General features: G+C 32.2%; 15 protein-coding genes. 3 read left to right on the top strand and 12 right to left on the bottom strand.

Going from position 1 to position 16,025, the window contains the following annotated elements; genetic code table 11:
* Positions 1–2: 2 nt before the first annotated feature.
* Entirely contained in the window at positions 3–2,402 is a 2,400-nt protein-coding gene (locus ABRY23_11325; protein ID MFA3783642.1) for an ATP-binding protein, read from the bottom strand.
* 614 nt (positions 2,403–3,016) lie between these two features.
* Between ABRY23_11325 and ABRY23_11320 the strand changes: the two genes are divergently transcribed.
* Genes ABRY23_11320 through ABRY23_11310 form a run of 3 tightly spaced genes read left to right on the top strand, consistent with a single transcriptional unit; the run spans position 3,017 to position 4,328 of the window.
* On the top strand, positions 3,017–3,586 hold the full coding sequence (locus tag ABRY23_11320; GenBank protein ID MFA3783641.1) for an RNA polymerase sigma factor: 570 nt from the start codon (positions 3,017–3,019) through the stop codon (positions 3,584–3,586).
* The gene (locus ABRY23_11315; GenBank protein MFA3783640.1) at positions 3,573–3,833 is read left to right on the top strand and encodes a zf-HC2 domain-containing protein; all 261 of its coding nucleotides are present in this window, start codon (positions 3,573–3,575) and stop codon (positions 3,831–3,833) included. Before ABRY23_11320 ends, ABRY23_11315 begins: the two co-directional genes overlap by 14 nt.
* 60 nt (positions 3,834–3,893) lie before the next feature.
* Complete coding sequence (locus ABRY23_11310) at positions 3,894–4,328, top strand: OsmC family protein (GenBank protein MFA3783639.1); 435 nt, start codon at positions 3,894–3,896, stop codon at positions 4,326–4,328.
* Positions 4,329–4,654: 326 nt separating this feature from the next.
* On the opposite strand, the gene ABRY23_11305 is transcribed toward ABRY23_11310, so the two are convergent.
* The 11 genes from ABRY23_11305 to ABRY23_11255 all read right to left on the bottom strand — a co-directional run bounded on the left by ABRY23_11305 (position 4,655) and on the right by ABRY23_11255 (position 15,902).
* Positions 4,655–5,104 (bottom strand): MarR family winged helix-turn-helix transcriptional regulator, encoded by a 450-nt coding sequence (locus tag ABRY23_11305; protein MFA3783638.1) that lies wholly within the window; start codon positions 5,102–5,104, stop codon positions 4,655–4,657.
* Positions 5,104–5,691, bottom strand: coding sequence for a YceI family protein (locus tag ABRY23_11300; protein ID MFA3783637.1), 588 nt, complete (start codon positions 5,689–5,691; stop codon positions 5,104–5,106). Before ABRY23_11300 ends, ABRY23_11305 begins: the two co-directional genes overlap by 1 nt.
* A 287-nt stretch (positions 5,692–5,978) precedes the next feature.
* Positions 5,979–6,833 carry a cation diffusion facilitator family transporter gene (locus ABRY23_11295; GenBank protein MFA3783636.1) on the bottom strand — a complete coding sequence of 285 codons (855 nt, stop codon included), beginning with the start codon at positions 6,831–6,833 and terminating at the stop codon, positions 5,979–5,981.
* Positions 6,834–7,066: 233 nt separating this feature from the next.
* Entirely contained in the window at positions 7,067–7,717 is a 651-nt protein-coding gene (locus ABRY23_11290; protein ID MFA3783635.1) for an alpha/beta hydrolase, read from the bottom strand.
* The gene (locus ABRY23_11285) at positions 7,710–8,153 is read right to left on the bottom strand and encodes a DinB family protein (protein ID MFA3783634.1); all 444 of its coding nucleotides are present in this window, start codon (positions 8,151–8,153) and stop codon (positions 7,710–7,712) included. Before ABRY23_11285 ends, ABRY23_11290 begins: the two co-directional genes overlap by 8 nt.
* 34 nt (positions 8,154–8,187) lie before the next feature.
* Positions 8,188–10,557 carry a prolyl oligopeptidase family serine peptidase gene (locus ABRY23_11280; protein ID MFA3783633.1) on the bottom strand — a complete coding sequence of 790 codons (2,370 nt, stop codon included), beginning with the start codon at positions 10,555–10,557 and terminating at the stop codon, positions 8,188–8,190.
* A gap of 12 nt (positions 10,558–10,569) precedes the next feature.
* Entirely contained in the window at positions 10,570–11,802 is a 1,233-nt protein-coding gene (locus ABRY23_11275) for a metallophosphoesterase (protein MFA3783632.1), read from the bottom strand.
* The gene (locus ABRY23_11270; protein MFA3783631.1) at positions 11,802–12,590 is read right to left on the bottom strand and encodes a Mut7-C RNAse domain-containing protein; all 789 of its coding nucleotides are present in this window, start codon (positions 12,588–12,590) and stop codon (positions 11,802–11,804) included. The genes ABRY23_11275 and ABRY23_11270 overlap by 1 nt, the downstream gene beginning before the upstream one ends.
* 10 nt (positions 12,591–12,600) lie before the next feature.
* On the bottom strand, positions 12,601–13,389 hold the full coding sequence (blaOXA, locus tag ABRY23_11265; GenBank protein MFA3783630.1) for a class D beta-lactamase: 789 nt from the start codon (positions 13,387–13,389) through the stop codon (positions 12,601–12,603).
* Positions 13,390–13,720: 331 nt separating this feature from the next.
* Positions 13,721–15,310: a citramalate synthase gene (gene cimA / locus ABRY23_11260; protein MFA3783629.1), complete on the bottom strand. Its 1,590-nt coding sequence runs from the start codon at positions 15,308–15,310 to the stop codon at positions 13,721–13,723.
* A 31-nt stretch (positions 15,311–15,341) separates the two neighbouring features.
* Positions 15,342–15,902 carry a 3-isopropylmalate dehydratase gene (locus tag ABRY23_11255; GenBank protein ID MFA3783628.1) on the bottom strand — a complete coding sequence of 187 codons (561 nt, stop codon included), beginning with the start codon at positions 15,900–15,902 and terminating at the stop codon, positions 15,342–15,344.
* Between the last annotated feature and the right edge of the window lie 123 nt (positions 15,903–16,025).

Below are 16,025 nucleotides of genomic sequence, written 5' to 3'. Positions count from 1 at the left end.
ATCTAGTAAATGGAGGCTATTGGTAAAGTAATTGTGACTGTTGTTCCTTCACCAATTGTACTATCAATTTCAATAGTGCCGTTGTGTGCTTCTACAATTTTCTTAGTAATAGTTAGGCCTAATCCAGTACCTTCCTTTTTACCATGAGAGATAAATGGTTCAAAAATCTTATCTTTAAATCCATTTGGTATTCCAAGTCCCTGATCTTTAAAAATTATCTTTACATTCTTTCCCTCGCGTTTAGTAGAAATGGCAATTATACCTGAATCTGGCATAGCGTCGCAGGCATTTTTTATGATATGGTTATAGCAAAGGAAAAATTCTTTGCTATCAAGTTTAACTAAAACATCTTTATCGTAATGAGATTCAATTGAGCAATTATGAGATTGAACAAAAGAACTAATGCGTGTAGCAAAGTCATCTAATGTTTTGTTTAGACTTACAGTTGTAGTTCTTAAAATTGCTTTGCCTATCGCGTAACTGGAAATTGTTTGTACGAGGTCTGTCACTTGCGATAATTGTTCAAGCAGCATATCAATTACTTGCTTAAGTTCAGGGGATTGATTTCGGCTTGCGAGATGTTCAGCATATCTTTTGCTGACCAATATTGGCTTTTTAATGTCTTGTATAAGAAAATTAGCCATTTTGCCCAGAGTTTGATTTCTTTCAAGTTGTAAGAGCTTTTCAACTAATTCTGCATTTTGTATAGCAATTGCAGAATGAATTGACAATGCTTCAAGGAACTCTTCATCTAATTTACTAAACTCACCTCTCGAACTATTAAGCAATTGAAGAACACCTATTATTTCTCCCTGCTTGTTCTTAATTGGAAAACAAATCATGTTTTGAGTAGTATAGCCACTCAGCTTATCAAAGGCACTATTGAAACGAGGGTCGTTATGAACATTTTTGCTGTTAATTAACTCCCCAGTTTTAGCTACGTGACCAGCAAGCCCCTCCCCAATTTTCAATCTTATCTCATGTGTTTCACTGCCAATAGCAATTTTAGACCAAATTTCATTTTTTTCTTTATCAACTAAATAAAGTGTACCACGTTCTGCACTTGTAAGATTACATGCAACATCAACAATTTTTTGAAGCACTTCATCTATTTTAATTGTGGAATTAATCGACTCTGCAGCAGCGATAATCATTTTCAACTGTTCAATCTTAATTGCATTTCCATCTATATTTGTCTCTTTTCTTTGCTTCTGAGTCGACTTTTCTATCCATGCTAATTTTTCATCAACTTCTTTAATAATCTCTATTTCAGTAGCACTTAAGTCCTTTTTACGCTCTTTTAAATTTAACTTCCCATCCTCGAGGTCATTTTCTTCTTCACCACCGATGCTAATTTCACTATCAAGTTGACTTAAAACCACTTCATCTTTAATAAGTTTGTCTTCTTTATTTTCCTTTACATCTTCTTCCGCAATTGCTAGTTCTTCTAAATTTTGGCCTTCTGTCCCAATTATATCATTGTTTCTTTCTTCAGTAGATTTTTCTTGCGATATTTCTACGGATTGTTCTTCCAATGAATTGTCCAAATTTTGTTCACTTTGTAAATCTTCATGTTCATTTTGACTTCCGTTAGAATATGCATTTGTTTCCTGTGTGCTTAATATCTTAAATAAAGCATCGTTCAAATCGTTTGATTCTTCAACTATTGTTTTTGTAAAACTGCTAATGTTTTCTTCATCGGCAGTTTTTTTGCTTTTTTGTTCATTAGACTCGTTCAGTTTTTTAGTTTCAGATTCATTAAAGCTGATGTTTTCTTGCTTTTCATTGGTGTTATTATCTACTAAATTTTTATCTATTGAACTCTCATCTCCATCTAAAGATAAGTCTTTTGACTGCTGATTAAAGTCCAAACTAAAAATTGAAGAGGATTCTTCTGTATTAGTTTCTGAGGTAATCTCTGGAGTTTTAGTATAGCTACTTTTTTTATTATTAACACTTACAAGCGGTTCTTGAGCCGGCTTACTATCTAATTCCTCTAAATTTATTTCAGCATTTTGTTCTCTTAGATTTACATAAATCTCATCATCCTGCTTAATTAATTCGTCAACTTCTTCTTTAGTTAGGGCTATTAAATATGTGTCTTTTAATGCTACAGCAGTCGAAGTACGCGAGGTTTCCTCAAAAAACTCGTCTTGGCCAAAAAAATCTTGGGCATTAAAAATATATGACTTGGATTTTCCTAAAAGTTTCTTTTTTATAACATTAATTTCACCGCTGACTACCAAATATATAATATCAGCACTGTCACCTTCTCTATATAAAATTTCCCCTTCGGAAAGAGTTATTAATTTCCCTTTTAAGCCACTCAGATTTATTTTCGTGAAGTCTACATTTTTAAGCAGCTTGTTATCGGCTAATATTTTTGAAAGCTGTTCCTGCATTATTAAGACCATTTAACAAATAATTGTTAATCACAACAACAGTATAATAACAGCTATTAACGACAACACAATATTAACATTAATAAAAAGTAATTCACTTGCAATTTACAACCTCATATACAATACTTCAATGCCTTAATGAAAAACAGTGTTATTAGAATTTTTTCAAAAACTTAGAACATCAAAAAAGATACTCTTGCACATAGTAATTCTTAATAGCTAAAAAGTTTCAATGTACACAACTACAGGTCTTATTTAATTAACAAAGTAGAAATAAATGTACTGTTCCATCAAAATTGCTTTATTTGCTGTTTGTTGAAACATCTAAATATTAATTTTCACAAGAGTAATTCATGAGTTTATATGTGAAAATGTATGTCTGTTAGAACCTCAGCAAGCTTTGCGGTTTTTATTTTGAAAGGATGGCTTTATGCCCAATACGATTTTGGTATAAAAAAATTAATAATGTTAAATTTCTTTGTTAAAAAACAAGAAAGTAGAGAAAGTCTTAAGAGAATAATAAACATACTTTATTGGCAAACTATTTATCTTTGATTAAGAAGACATAATCAGGCAAACTTGAATCTTTTGTCTTACAAAAAGCATCAAATGACATGAACGAAGAAGAATTAATTAAAAAAGCACAAGAAGGCGATAAAAAAGCGCTCGAGGAACTAGTTAAACTATACGAACAAACAGTATATAATTTTTCGTATAAAATATGCCGAAACAAAGAACGAGCTGAAAATACAATGCAAGAAACTTTCTTAAGCATGGTAAAAAATATTCATCAGTTTTCCGGTCAATCGAAACTTTCCACATGGCTATATAGGGTAGTGGTAAACCATTGCTTAATGCTTGCACGTTCTGAGAGCAAATATGGTTTTACATCGTTAGAAGATGATGATGCGTTAATAGATGAGAAAAACATAGCTGACTGGAATGTAACCCCGGAAAAAGTAACAGAAAATAACGAGTTAAAAGACTTATTGGATAAAGCAATTCAAAAGCTTCCACCGGATTATAGGATAGTTTTTACACTTAGAGATGTAGAGGGGTTCTCAACTGAGGAAACAAGCAAAATTGTTGATCTTTCTATCCCTGCGGTCAAATCAAGACTCCATCGTGCACGTGCTTTTTTAAGAAACGAGTTAAATGAAAGGTTGCGTTATGAACGATTTTAATCAAAATATAAGTGCATCGTCACCGACATGTAAAGACGTTATGAATCATATTTGTGATAATCTTGGGGAAGAACTCGACTCTCCAAAGTGCGTTGAAATTAAGGCTCATCTTGAGCATTGCGACAACTGCAAAAAATATTTTAAATCAATTGAGACTACAATAGAATTTTATAAAAAATATAACGTTTCCCTTTCAGAAGAAGCGCATAATAAGTTATTAGAATTTCTCGGCTTAAAACAAACTTAATGAACTTTTAATAATTAAAAACAAATCCTAATAAAAAATTCGGATTAAAAGTAATTCTTTATGGAACAAAAATATACATATAAAACAAGAGTTGACTGGATAAGTGGGAGACAAGGAGAATTAACGGTTCCAAATTTTCCTAAAATTATAGTTGCTACTCCTCCCGAATTTCCAAAAGGTATCCCAAACACTTGGTCACCTGAACATTTATTTGTAGCTTCAATAAATATATGTTTAATGACCACATTTTTAGCCATTGCGGAAAATTCCAAACTAGAATTTATTAGTTATTACTGTGAGGGGATCGGCATAATAGAAAAAGTTGAAAACAAATTTATGTTCACTAAAGTGGAACTTTACCCTAAAATTGTTGTAAAACAGTCTAAAGATATTGAAAGATGCGAAAGAATTATAAAAAAAGCAGAAGAACATTGTTTAGTATCAAATTCAATAAAGACGAAAATAATATTGAAAACAGAAATTAAACCTTCATAGCTCCTCCATATTACTTAGACACATCCTCCGTGTTGTCTAATGAAAACCCAGCTACTGCAAAGTAGTTGGGTTTTTCTTTTTAAAGTTATAGCTTAATAATAAAATCTAAGAATCATAATAAGCTTGCAAGAATTAAGCATAATACCAAAGAATTGATGGAATTAATCTTTAACTTAATTTTTTTCAGTGGGAGGTTTTAAATCAAAAAGCTAAGAAAACTAAACAAGTTGTAAAACGAAAATAACCTAAGGCAACGTTTTTGATGTTATGGCTTAGCTTATTTACAAATTATGAGTTTTAGGAAATTACACATTCCGAATTAGCAGCTAACCGCGCATTTTATCAAGAAGCTCATTAAGTGTTTTAGCTTCATCTTCACTTAAATTACTAAAGATGGCATCTAATGCATCATTTAAAGAATCTATCTCTCTTAATAACTCTAATCCTTTTTCTGTAATTAGGACATCCACTTTTCTTCTGTCATTTGGACAAACATTTCTTTCTGCCAATTTTTTTTCCACCAAACGATCTACTAATCGTGAAGCATCAGACATTTTATCTAACATTCTTTCCTTAAGCAAATTAACAGTGGCTGGGTTAGGGTATTGCCCGCGCAGAATTCTTAATATATTAAACTGCGCGGGTGTAATGTTAAAATCCTTCATAATGATAATATGCTTTTTTGTAACCCAGCTATTAGAATAAATTATATTAACTGCTAATTTATGAAATTCATTTCTAAATTTAGTTTGCTTTATTTCTTCTTCAAGTTTCATTATGCTTTTTTAATTAACTCAACATTGATATCAAGCTTAACTTCTTTTCCTGCAACGAGTCCACCTGTTTCAAGAACTCCACTCCACTTCAAATTATAATCAAATCTATTCAATTCGCCTGTAATTTTAAAGCCCGCTCTAGTATTTCCCCAAGGGTCTTTAACTATACCATAAAATGTTACATCAAGTTCTACTGGTTTAGTAACGTCGCGTATAGTAAGATCACCAATTAATTTGAATTTATTATCACCGACTTTCTTTATTTCTTTACTCTTAAAAAATATTGTTGGATATTTCTCTGCGTTGAAAAAGTCATCCGATCTGAGGTGATTATCTCTTTGTTCATTATCAGTATTAATAGAGGGAACATTAACCGTAAATTCTATTTTAGCTGTTGTGAAGTCATCCCCTTTAGTAACTACTGAACCGTTGAATTCCTTGAAGTAACCTTCAACTTCAGATATTACCATGTGGCGAACACTAAAACCCACTTTTGAATGGGCTTTATCGAACTCCCAAGTTGTTTCAACTTGTGTAGAACCCGCCACTAATCCAAGTGTAATGAGACTTAAGCCTAATATGTCCATAATTAATACTCCTTTTATTTTTAAATTTATTTGCGATTAAAATATACGTTATAACATCAAATGTTGCAACAATTATTTTAATAAAATGTAAATAAAATTCTCATTAGGTCTTAATAAGGAATTAAATTCTGAATCACAGCTATCCAAAATATTTTTTAACTGCAATGAAATGAGAATTCACCCACTTCGTAGGAAGCAAATACTGTATTTATTCCGAATAATATTTGTTGCTTTGAGCTCAATTCAAGGGGTTGTCTAAAAGGTAAATTTTTATAATAAAAAATTGGTTATTTATGCTGACCTATTAGACCTTCATCAAGACATTGGTTACACTCAAATTGTAAAGTTATATGATTAATGCCAAGATTATTCTGCAGTGTTTTTTCAATTTCTTTTCGGAGTCTATCACTTTGACTTATTTTCATATCAGCAATATTAACATGAGCCTCTAAATGCACATCGTTTTCGCCAATAGTCCACAAATGGATGTGGTGAATATCATCAACTTCCTGAAATGCTTCCACAATTTTCTTTATTTCATGAAGAGAAATTTCAGGTGGTGCACCTTCCATTAGCACATGAACTGCGTTTGATAAAATTTCGTAACTTTCTTTTACTATGTAAAACCCTATTAAAATTGTTAATAGAGGATCGACCCAATAACTTTTCCATAAATATATTGCAATACCGCCAGCTATAATTGCCACCGAAGAAATAGTATCGCTCAGCAAATGCAAGTAAGAAGATCTTACATTTAAGCTGTCAACTGAGTCACGTTTCAACAAAAAAGTACCAATAACATTTGCAATTAATCCTATTGAAGCTACCAACATCATAAGCGAAGGCTTAATTTCTTTAGGCTCTGTAAATCTTGAAATTGCTTCAAAAAAAATGAAGCCATAAATAATAATCAAAGCTGATGCATTTATAACGGCGGCTAATATTTCTGCTCTTTTTAAGCCAAATGTATGTTTATGGGAATTGTCTTTTTGTTTTAATTTGATAGCCACATATGTTATAATAATTGATATCCCGTCACTTAGATTATGTAATGCATCGGAAATTAATGAAAGACTGCCAGAAATTAAACCACCAATTATTTGTGCAGCTGTAATAACAAAGTTCAAAGTCATTGTAGTCATAAGTCTACCAGAAGTAGAATTCAACCGATGCAAATGGGAATGATTATCACTCATGATTTAAAACTTATTTTGATGTACGTAAATAAATTTCTTATACAAAAATTGCGAACACAAGAATTAAAAACAACTCTTTGGTTGTTAATATAATTTGTTAAACGGCTGCTGTTATAATAGCAACTAATAAATGGATGTTCTGTTAAATTTGACTTTACATCGCAATTACGATTTTAAGGTTAATTTTTTAATATATTTTTAAGAGAAATTAAGTTCATAGTGTGCCCACCATCAAAAACAATCAGTTTATAACTTGTACCTGATTTTTTCAATAGTTCTTCCTCTTCATCAATTCTATCTTTTGAAATAAATTCATCAGCATTTCCTACAATTAGCCATAATTTAGATTTATGCAGGAAAGAATTTTCTTTGTCCAAATGTAAGTCGGGTGGAACACCTCCACTGCATAAAAATATATTTTCTGGTTTCAATTTACTTGAATTAAGCCAACGACAAACAGTTGCTGTACCTTGTGAAAATCCAAGCACATTTATTTTTTGTGGTGTTACATCATTAAAAATTGTTTCACTAATTTTATTCAAATAATTAATATAATCTGCTATTTCATTTTCTCGGTCCTCTTTTGTCATCCACGATGCACCGATTTTACCTGAAAATCCCCTTACATAAAATTTATTTAATGCTTCTGGTGCTACAATTAAATTGCTGCCGTTATTCAAAAACTCAAATTGCTTAATAAAATCCTCTGCTAACTGTCCATACCCGTGCAATACAAACCAAAGCTCTTCGACCTTGCCAAAAGATTTTCCCAACAAAAAATAACGGGCTGTTTTTTCTACGGAAATATTTTTAGTTATTATATCACTCAATTAGTCTCCTGTGATAGTTAACTTGTCCTAAATGATAGTTTAAATGAGAAAGTAAATGAACAAGAAAGTATGAAGTGGTCATTTCTTTACCAAGTACTTTTAACGGATAGGCCTTCTCAAAGTCTTCTTGTTTCATATCCAATAAAGTTGCTTTAACTATTAGCAGTGTTTCTTCGATATTCTTAACTAAACTTTCTATTGGAACATTTTTCACATTAAATTCACTTTCCCTATCTCTTTCATATCTAAATTTTCCTAAAGTACTGCCAATAAAAAGTTTTAAATTGCCACATAAATGAAGAACAAGATTTCCTGCAGAGTTAGAGATAGCTCTTTCTGTTTTCCAAATATTTGTTTCGCTTTTATAAGAATTTACTTCATCTTTTAGTTTTGAAAGGTCGCGTTCGAATAGTTCTAATAATATTTCTCTTAACATTTTTTCTTCTATTACCTAGTTTTAGTGTAACAATTTATGGTTTCAAATTTTCTTGGAACAGCCGGAAAATTCTTTTGTATTCGTCTGTCCAACTGCTTGGTTGAACAAACCCATGTTTTTCCAAAGGATAAATTGCAATTTCCCAATTATCCTTTCCAAGTTCAATCAATCTTTGAGTCAATCTAACAACGTCTTGAAAATGAACATTATCGTCTACCATGCCGTGACATATAAGCAAAGCACCTTTCAAGCCGTCAGCAAAATATATTGGTGAACTTTTAGCATAAGCAAGACTATCATTGTAAGGGAGGTTCAAAATATCGGAAGTATAACTATGATTGTAATGTGCCCAATCTGTAACAGGGCGCAGTGCAGCCCCGGCAGCAAATACGCCAGGTTTTGTAAACATTGCCATTAAAGTTATAAAGCCTCCGTAAGAACCCCCGTAAATTCCTATTTTGTTACTATCAACATCAAATTGTTTAATTAGATATTTTGCACCGTCTACTTGGTCACTTAAATCTTTTCCACCCATGTGGCGATAAATAGCAGTACGCCAATCTCTCCCATAGCCTTCACTTCCTCTATAATCAATGTCCATAACGTAATAACCGTTATCTGCTAAAAGGTTATTAAACATATACTCTCTAAAATATTCACTCCACCATTTATGTGCATTCTGGGAGTAACCTGCGCCATGGACAAAAATTACAGCCGGACTTTTAGGGATTGGGTTAGTCGGTAGATACAATCTTGCATAAACTTCGGCACCATCTTCAGCTTTAAATGTAATTACTTGGGGGTCGCGCCAAGGATAAGATTTAAATTCATCTGTTACAGAATAAGTAACTTGAACAGGTTTAGCACCTACTCTATTTTCCATTAAATAAAGTTCCCAAGGTTTATTCGAATAAGAATACCGAATAGCAAGCATTGTTCCATCTGGAGAAACAAAAACTTCATTATTGCCAGTCATACTTGTTATTCTTTCTGGTTTACCGCTGTTAATTGGCATTCTATAAAACTGTCTTTCTCCTGGATGGACTTCATTTGAGATAAAGTACCAATATTTTTTATCTACTGAGATTTGTGGGTTTCTAATTTCAAATTTTCCTTTTGTCAATTGTTTTTTTTCTAAGGAATTAATGTCCACGGTATAAAGGTGAGAATACCCATCGGTTTCGCTTTGAAACCAAACTTTTTTATTATCAGGCATCCAGCCTACAATTCCAACATCATTGTTCCATTCAACGATTCCTGGCCCGGCTACCCAAGCATCGTCGTGCTGCCTATCTAAATTCTTCAATTTACCAGCGTTTAAGTCCAACAGCATAATCCAGCGATCCTTATTATCTAAAGCTTTTACTACCACCATTGCTTGTGTTCCATCGTCAGAGTAAAAAGGACCGAATATATTTACATCACGCGGCTGTTTATATAATGAATCGCCTTGTGATTTTAAGAATGCTGGTTTATCGTAAATGCCGGGAATAGTTTTGAAGTCTACAAAATAAACAGTGTCGTGTTGTATATCGTAAATTCCAAGCTTATAACTTGTTTCTTCTCTACCAACTTTTGTTCTAGATTCGAATGTTTCAGTATAACCGGATTCCGTTACATAATTTGGAATTATTGTCTTATTAATATTTGGTGTTTTAGAAAGTTTGAAAGTAACAAATTGTTCGTTAGGAGAAAGTTTTATCATTGAAACATTATTGTCTTCTAAGTAAATAGTTTTAGGTCTCTTAGGATTAATAATTTTCTCAGTTTTCTCGGCAAGTTCCTTTTTGTTTTTTCTTTCTCTCAATACATCAAAAAGCTGCAGTTGTTCTTTTTTCAGCCATTCATTTTGATTTGATAATTTACTTTCTTTTGGTGCGCTTCCTTTTTTGAAATCTGTAATCTGTGTCAACTCACCATCAAAAATATTAATCGAATAAAGATTATTATCTTTAATGTATATAATCTTCTTTTCATCAAACGTAAAAGACGGATTAGATTCTTCTTCTACTGTATTTGTAATTTGTTTTTTCTTACCGGTTTTAATATCTAATAAAAATATATCTCCATTTTTCTCGTATACTTTCATTGTTTTGGATTTATTTATCTCGCCTTTTTTAGATGGCAATTCTTTTATCTGTTCAAGGGTAAGCTTTTGAGGAATGCCGCCATCACGAGAAACAGCATAAAGTGAATCTTCACGCGCACCAATATAGTTCCAACTAAAATAAACAAACTTACTGTCATCCGACCAAAAAATATTTCGCGGCTCTCTACCAATCCATTTTGGATCTCTCATTATTTTTTCAACTGTAAGAGTTGAGATATTATTTAAGTGTTTTTCCTGCTGAAAGAAATAAAGGTTGGGTAAAAGAAGTAATGATAGTAAAATTATTTTTATCATTTTCATCCTCCATTAAGAAGAAGTTAATCTTATTACAGTAATCTCTGGTGTTGAATTATAACGAAACGGAGCTATCGACATTCCAAGTCCCCTTGTAACTATCAGCATTAAATTTCCAAAATAAAAATCACCTCTTACATATTTAGTTTCTAACAAAGTTGGAGAAAGATTAAAAAAAGGAAACAAGAAAGTAATTTGTCCGCCGTGCGTATGACCAGCAAGCATCAAATCAAATTTTTTCTTAATTGCCTCATCTATAATATATTGACGAGGCTGATGTGTAAGTAAAATATTAAAATCGTTTCCTTCAGGTAAATTTGTTAGACTGTCAAGTTCTGTATTGTTAATATGTTCAACATAAGTATTAGTCACAAAAGAAATTCCAATTTTAGATTTTTTCACTGGAATTATAATTTTTTTGTTGTCAAGCATCTTTACATTGTATTTGGCAAGAGCATTTTCTATTTCACTTAAATTTCTTTTTGAATCATTACTGTATGCCCAATTATCATGATCACCAACGCAAGAATAAACCCCGTACTTTGATTTTATTTTACCAACATATTCCGCACTTTCGTTAATATAATCCGGTGTGGAAGTTATCATGTCTCCGCCTATCAAAACTAAATCGGGACTTGTTTCATTAACTTTTTGTATGTAATTCTTGAGTCTATTTGAGTTTGTATATGGATCGGCTTGTAAATCAGAAATAAATGTAATTTTAAATCCATCTAATTCATGCGGTAAATTTTTTTTAACGTATTCAACTGGACGAACTGAGATTTTATAATAATCGTAAACTACTCGAACAGGTACATACAGAACACAAAAGGCTATAATTGCAACAACATATTTATCGGCTAAAAGTTTTACTTGTTCTTTTTTTCTCCAAAGTATAAAAATAAATATATACTTAAGTAAATCGACGGGCAGCCACAATAATACAGCTTGAATCATAATTAGTATAGCTATCCAAAAAGGAAAAACCAAAATAAAATTCACTAAGATTGATTCCGGCGGATAAACAAAATTCGAACCCGAGATCATATTATAGATTATACCTGCAATAATAAATACTGGAAATAAATTAACAAAAATTAAAAGCCATCTGACATATTTTGAAAATTTACTCTTATTAATCCTCGGAAAAATTTTGGAAAAAGCTTTTCCAGCGCGCTTAACAGCGACAAATTCTATTGATGCAAAAATTAATACAACAAGCAGTATTCGATAAAAGAGGGTCATTAATTTTCTCCAATCTGATTTTTTATTTTCCTTATCAACTCTTTCATTTTATCATAATGGGTACCGTGCCAATAAATTTTACTGCAATTATCACAAACAAAAAAACTATTCTGATTTTGCTTAACTTTTTCTGGTAACCTATGATAAACTTTTCTTTTAGCTATTTTTTTTAGTTTTCCATTACATTCCAAACATCTACTGAACTCCTTAATAAGCTTTGTTAAATCGAACCGTTGTATAATTTCAACTGTCTGTTTAATAGGATCGGTATTTCTAACCCAATAACCACGTGTTACTTCTTTTCTTTTTAGCAGCCCTAAATCACGAGTAAGAATTGCTCTTTTTTCTTTTTTTGAAATCGCAACTATCTGTTCATCCGTAAGATAATTTTGCCATACAGAATCAAAACCAAGCATTCGTAAATAAACAGCAAGGGTTCCAAGGTGTACATCCAAAACGAATTTAGGTTTTCTTAAAGGCTTTGGTCGAAGTTTTTGAACACCGCTTATATCAAACGATTCAAATTCGGGATAAACTGAAATTTGGTCACCATTTTGAACTATATAATTAAATTCAACAGATAAGCCATTTACTAAAATCATATCGACTTCTGTATGAGGTATGCCAATTGATTCAATCATATCTTTAACAGAAACTTTGCCGCTAAATATGTGCTGGAATTTAATTTTTCTTTTATTGGTTGGAAGGAAATCATTTAATTCTTCGTATGCCCTAATCCAGCATTTTTTTTGTTTAACTTTATGAGGGTCGGCTTCAATATTTTTCACACTAATAGTTCTATTTTATTATTTGGAAATATCTAAGAAGGTTTTCGGTTATCTCCAATCTTTCTTTTATAAGTTTATCTGCATCTTCTCCATTCATATTCATAGCAAAAAAGTATACATCTTTTCCTTTTTCTATCCAGCCTACAAACCATGCTATATATTTTTTAGGATTCAACTTCCCCAAACCAGTTTTCCCTCTTAGCACATAATCTTTATTTTGTTCAATAATCATAACATTCTTTACAATTTGCATTGTACGTTCAGAAAATGGGAGAGCATTGTCATACAACCGTTTCAAAAATTCAATTTGTTCATCTGCCGAAATTTGTAAACTGCCATCGAGCCAAAATTTATCGATGTCGCTCCCAATAACCATGTTTCCATAACCTACTTCATTTAAATACCTTTGCATTTTAGATCTGCCTATTCGTCGAGCTACCTCTTGATAATACCAAACAACAGAATTTTTAAATGCAGTTTTCATCGATTGATTGCCATTCCATGATTTTATATCATATTGAGTTCCATCCCATTTTATGGTGTAGTCTTCGTTTTTGATTACACCTGTCTCTAGTCCAACTAATGAATTAAATATCTTAAAAGTAGATGCTGGAAGAAATTGCTGCGAGCATCTTTCGGGATTGTACTTAATATATTTATCGGCGTTAAGGTTATATAGAACAAAAGCTGCATCTTTTCCCGGGAAAAAATCGGCAAGATTTTCAACAGTAATTTTCTGTGGATAAATGCAGTTGAAGCAGAGAGCAAAAACAAAAGAAGCTGCTACAATTTTTTTCATTCTAATTCATTTTTACTTCGAGTTTATATTCAAATATAGATTAAAATTGGGACATTAGAAATGAATTAAAAAATAAATTCAGAAAGCATAAAACAGAGTGATGGTGTAAGGTGGCGGAGCACAATGTAAAATAGGTGGTCGGTGAATGGGACTTAGTAAAGACGGGTTCTCTCAAAATTTTAATTCAATGTTTTGAGATGTCACATTTTCACAGCAAGCAAACGATTTTCAACTTGGTACTTTAACTTCCAAAATGTTATGTCAGAACTCACCGAATGAAGCTACATTCTCAATCTTTATGTAAATAATATGTTGTTTTTTATTATCATTTTCATACTTGTGAAATTTCTTTTCTTCCCGCCTTCTGAAGTTTAAAAAGCTTATAGTTAATACTGTCAATTAATGCTCTAAAACTTGCTTCAATAATATTTCTTGAAACACCGACTGTACTCCAAGTTTCCTCACCATCTCCGGATTGAATTATAACTCTCACTTTAGCACCAGTTCCATCTTTTTCATCAAGCACTCTCACCTTATAATCAATTAATTTTATTAATGAAATTTCAGGATAAAATCTCATTAGCGCTTTTCTTAGAGCATTATCGAGAGCGTTTACAGGTCCATCGCCGTCGGAGGCTGTATGTTCAATTTCACCATTGACTTCAATTTTAAGTACAGCTTCAGCGTCTGAATGACCCTTATCGTCATAAAAGACATTTACCTTTGAATCAATAACATTAAAAAATGGTCTAAACTCGTTCATCTCTGTACGAAGTATTAATTCAAAAGAAGCTTCTGCGCCATCAAACTGATAACCATCGTATTCAAGTGACTTGATATACTCAACAATACGCTTGCTTAGTTCTTTATTACTTGAAATATCAATTCCTATTTCGTTAGCCTTATATTTTATATTGCTTTGCCCTGATAAATCAGAAATTAAGACGCGTTGTTTATTACCCACTAATGACGGGTCAATATGTTCATACATTCTACTATCTTTCATCACTGCACTAACATGCACGCCGCCTTTATGTGCGAAAGCAGATTTACCTGTATAAGCTGCCCGTGAATTTGGTGCTAAGTTCATTAGCTCATAAACATAGTTAGATACGGAGCAAAGGTGACTTAAATTTTTATGTTGATTAGTAGTGTAATTTAATTTAAGAATCAAATTTGGGATAATGCTACTTAAATTTGCATTACCACATCGTTCACCAACTCCGTTGATTGTACCTTGCACATGAACAGCGCCAGCTGAAACCGCAGCTAGCGAATTTGCAACTGCTAACTCCGAATCATTATGAGCATGAATTCCAATATCAACATTAAATCTGTTCTTTATATCAGTGACAGCCTTAAATACAAAATCCGGCAGAGAGCCACCATTTGTATCGCAAAGTACAAGTGTATCGGCACCACCTTTAACTGCAGCATTTAACATTTTGTATGAAAAAGAAGGGTCATCTTTATATCCGTCAAAAAAATGTTCGGCGTCAAAAATAACTCTTTTACCCTTAGATGTTAAGTATTTTACAGACTGGTATATTAATTCTTCATTTTCCTCGTCAGTTAAACCCAAAGATTTTTGTGAATGAAGTCTCCATGTTTTGCCAAAAATAGCAACTACTGGTGTTTCGGCTTTTAATAATGCATTTAAGTTCGAATCACCTTCAACGTTATTTAACGAACGAGCTGTTGAACCGAATGCACATAATTTCGCATGGCTCAGTTGTAAAGATTTAGCACGTTGAAAAAATTCTTCATCTTTAGGATTACTACCCGGCCAACCACCCTCAATTATGTCAATACCAAACTCATCAAGACGTTTTGCAATTAAGAGTTTATCTTGTACCGATAGGTTCACACCTTCGCCTTGTGTACCATCTCTTAAAGTTGTATCAAATATTTCTATTTTCATTTTAGCTGTCCCCTTATTAATCTTAAAATTGTTATACTATCATACCGTTATTACGAGCGTATTCAAATAAGCCTCCACTTTGGATTATTGGCAGTACATCTCCTAAATCTTTAAGTCGATATTCTTTTCCATCATCGAGATTTTTCAAAACATAATTTGTAAGATTTATTTCAACAACATCTCCGGTTTTTATTTTATCGTTCAACCTTTCATTACATTCAAGAGGAATAATAAAACCTCCATCGACTGAATTTCTGTAAAAAATTCTAGCATAGGATTCTGCAACTACCGCTTTTACTCCTGCTTTTTGTAACGCAAAAGGTGCATGTTCTCTTGAAGAACCACAACCAAAGTTTGACCCTGCAATTACAATAGTAAATTGTGAAAGGTAGTTATCTCCCTCAATAAAATTAACACCACCATTTGGCAATCCAGCTTGTGAAAGTGGAACACCTGAAAGTGCAAAGTGACCATATTTTTTGGACTCTTCTTCATCTGTTAAACTGTAAACTAAATGCTCTGCAGGAATTATTTGATCTGTATCTATGTTATCGCCAAGTACAAATACACTGCCTTTAATTATTTTTTCCATTGCCCACTCCCTAACCCTCTCCCCAAGGGAGAGGGAATTTTTAAATTGTTTACTAATTATTATGTCTTTTTTTATTTCTTTGTCTTCCTGTTAACTTCTTAATCATTATTAAGAAAGATTTAT

The sequence above is a fragment of the Melioribacteraceae bacterium 4301-Me genome (assembly GCA_041538185.1).
Lineage (GTDB): Bacteria > Bacteroidota > Ignavibacteria > Ignavibacteriales > Melioribacteraceae > Pyranulibacter > Pyranulibacter aquaticus.
The sequence above is the reverse complement of the archived record's forward strand: the minus strand, read 5'-3'. Positions and strand labels throughout refer to the sequence as shown.

Coding starts and splice junctions, on each gene's coding strand:
- blaOXA (MFA3783630.1), bottom strand. CDS start 13,389: ATGAAAAAAATTGTAGCAGCTTCTTTTGTTTTTGCTCTCTGCTTCAAC.
- ABRY23_11310 (MFA3783639.1), top strand. CDS start 3,894: ATGGAACAAAAATATACATATAAAACAAGAGTTGACTGGATAAGTGGG.
- ABRY23_11315 (MFA3783640.1), top strand. CDS start 3,573: ATGAACGATTTTAATCAAAATATAAGTGCATCGTCACCGACATGTAAA.
- ABRY23_11280 (MFA3783633.1), bottom strand. CDS start 10,557: ATGATAAAAATAATTTTACTATCATTACTTCTTTTACCCAACCTTTAT.
- ABRY23_11275 (MFA3783632.1), bottom strand. CDS start 11,802: ATGACCCTCTTTTATCGAATACTGCTTGTTGTATTAATTTTTGCATCA.
- cimA (MFA3783629.1), bottom strand. CDS start 15,310: ATGAAAATAGAAATATTTGATACAACTTTAAGAGATGGTACACAAGGC.
- ABRY23_11285 (MFA3783634.1), bottom strand. CDS start 8,153: ATGTTAAGAGAAATATTATTAGAACTATTCGAACGCGACCTTTCAAAA.
- ABRY23_11300 (MFA3783637.1), bottom strand. CDS start 5,691: ATGGACATATTAGGCTTAAGTCTCATTACACTTGGATTAGTGGCGGGT.
- ABRY23_11255 (MFA3783628.1), bottom strand. CDS start 15,902: ATGGAAAAAATAATTAAAGGCAGTGTATTTGTACTTGGCGATAACATA.
- ABRY23_11305 (MFA3783638.1), bottom strand. CDS start 5,104: ATGAAACTTGAAGAAGAAATAAAGCAAACTAAATTTAGAAATGAATTT.
- ABRY23_11325 (MFA3783642.1), bottom strand. CDS start 2,402: ATGCAGGAACAGCTTTCAAAAATATTAGCCGATAACAAGCTGCTTAAA.
- ABRY23_11320 (MFA3783641.1), top strand. CDS start 3,017: ATGAACGAAGAAGAATTAATTAAAAAAGCACAAGAAGGCGATAAAAAA.
- ABRY23_11295 (MFA3783636.1), bottom strand. CDS start 6,833: ATGACTACAATGACTTTGAACTTTGTTATTACAGCTGCACAAATAATT.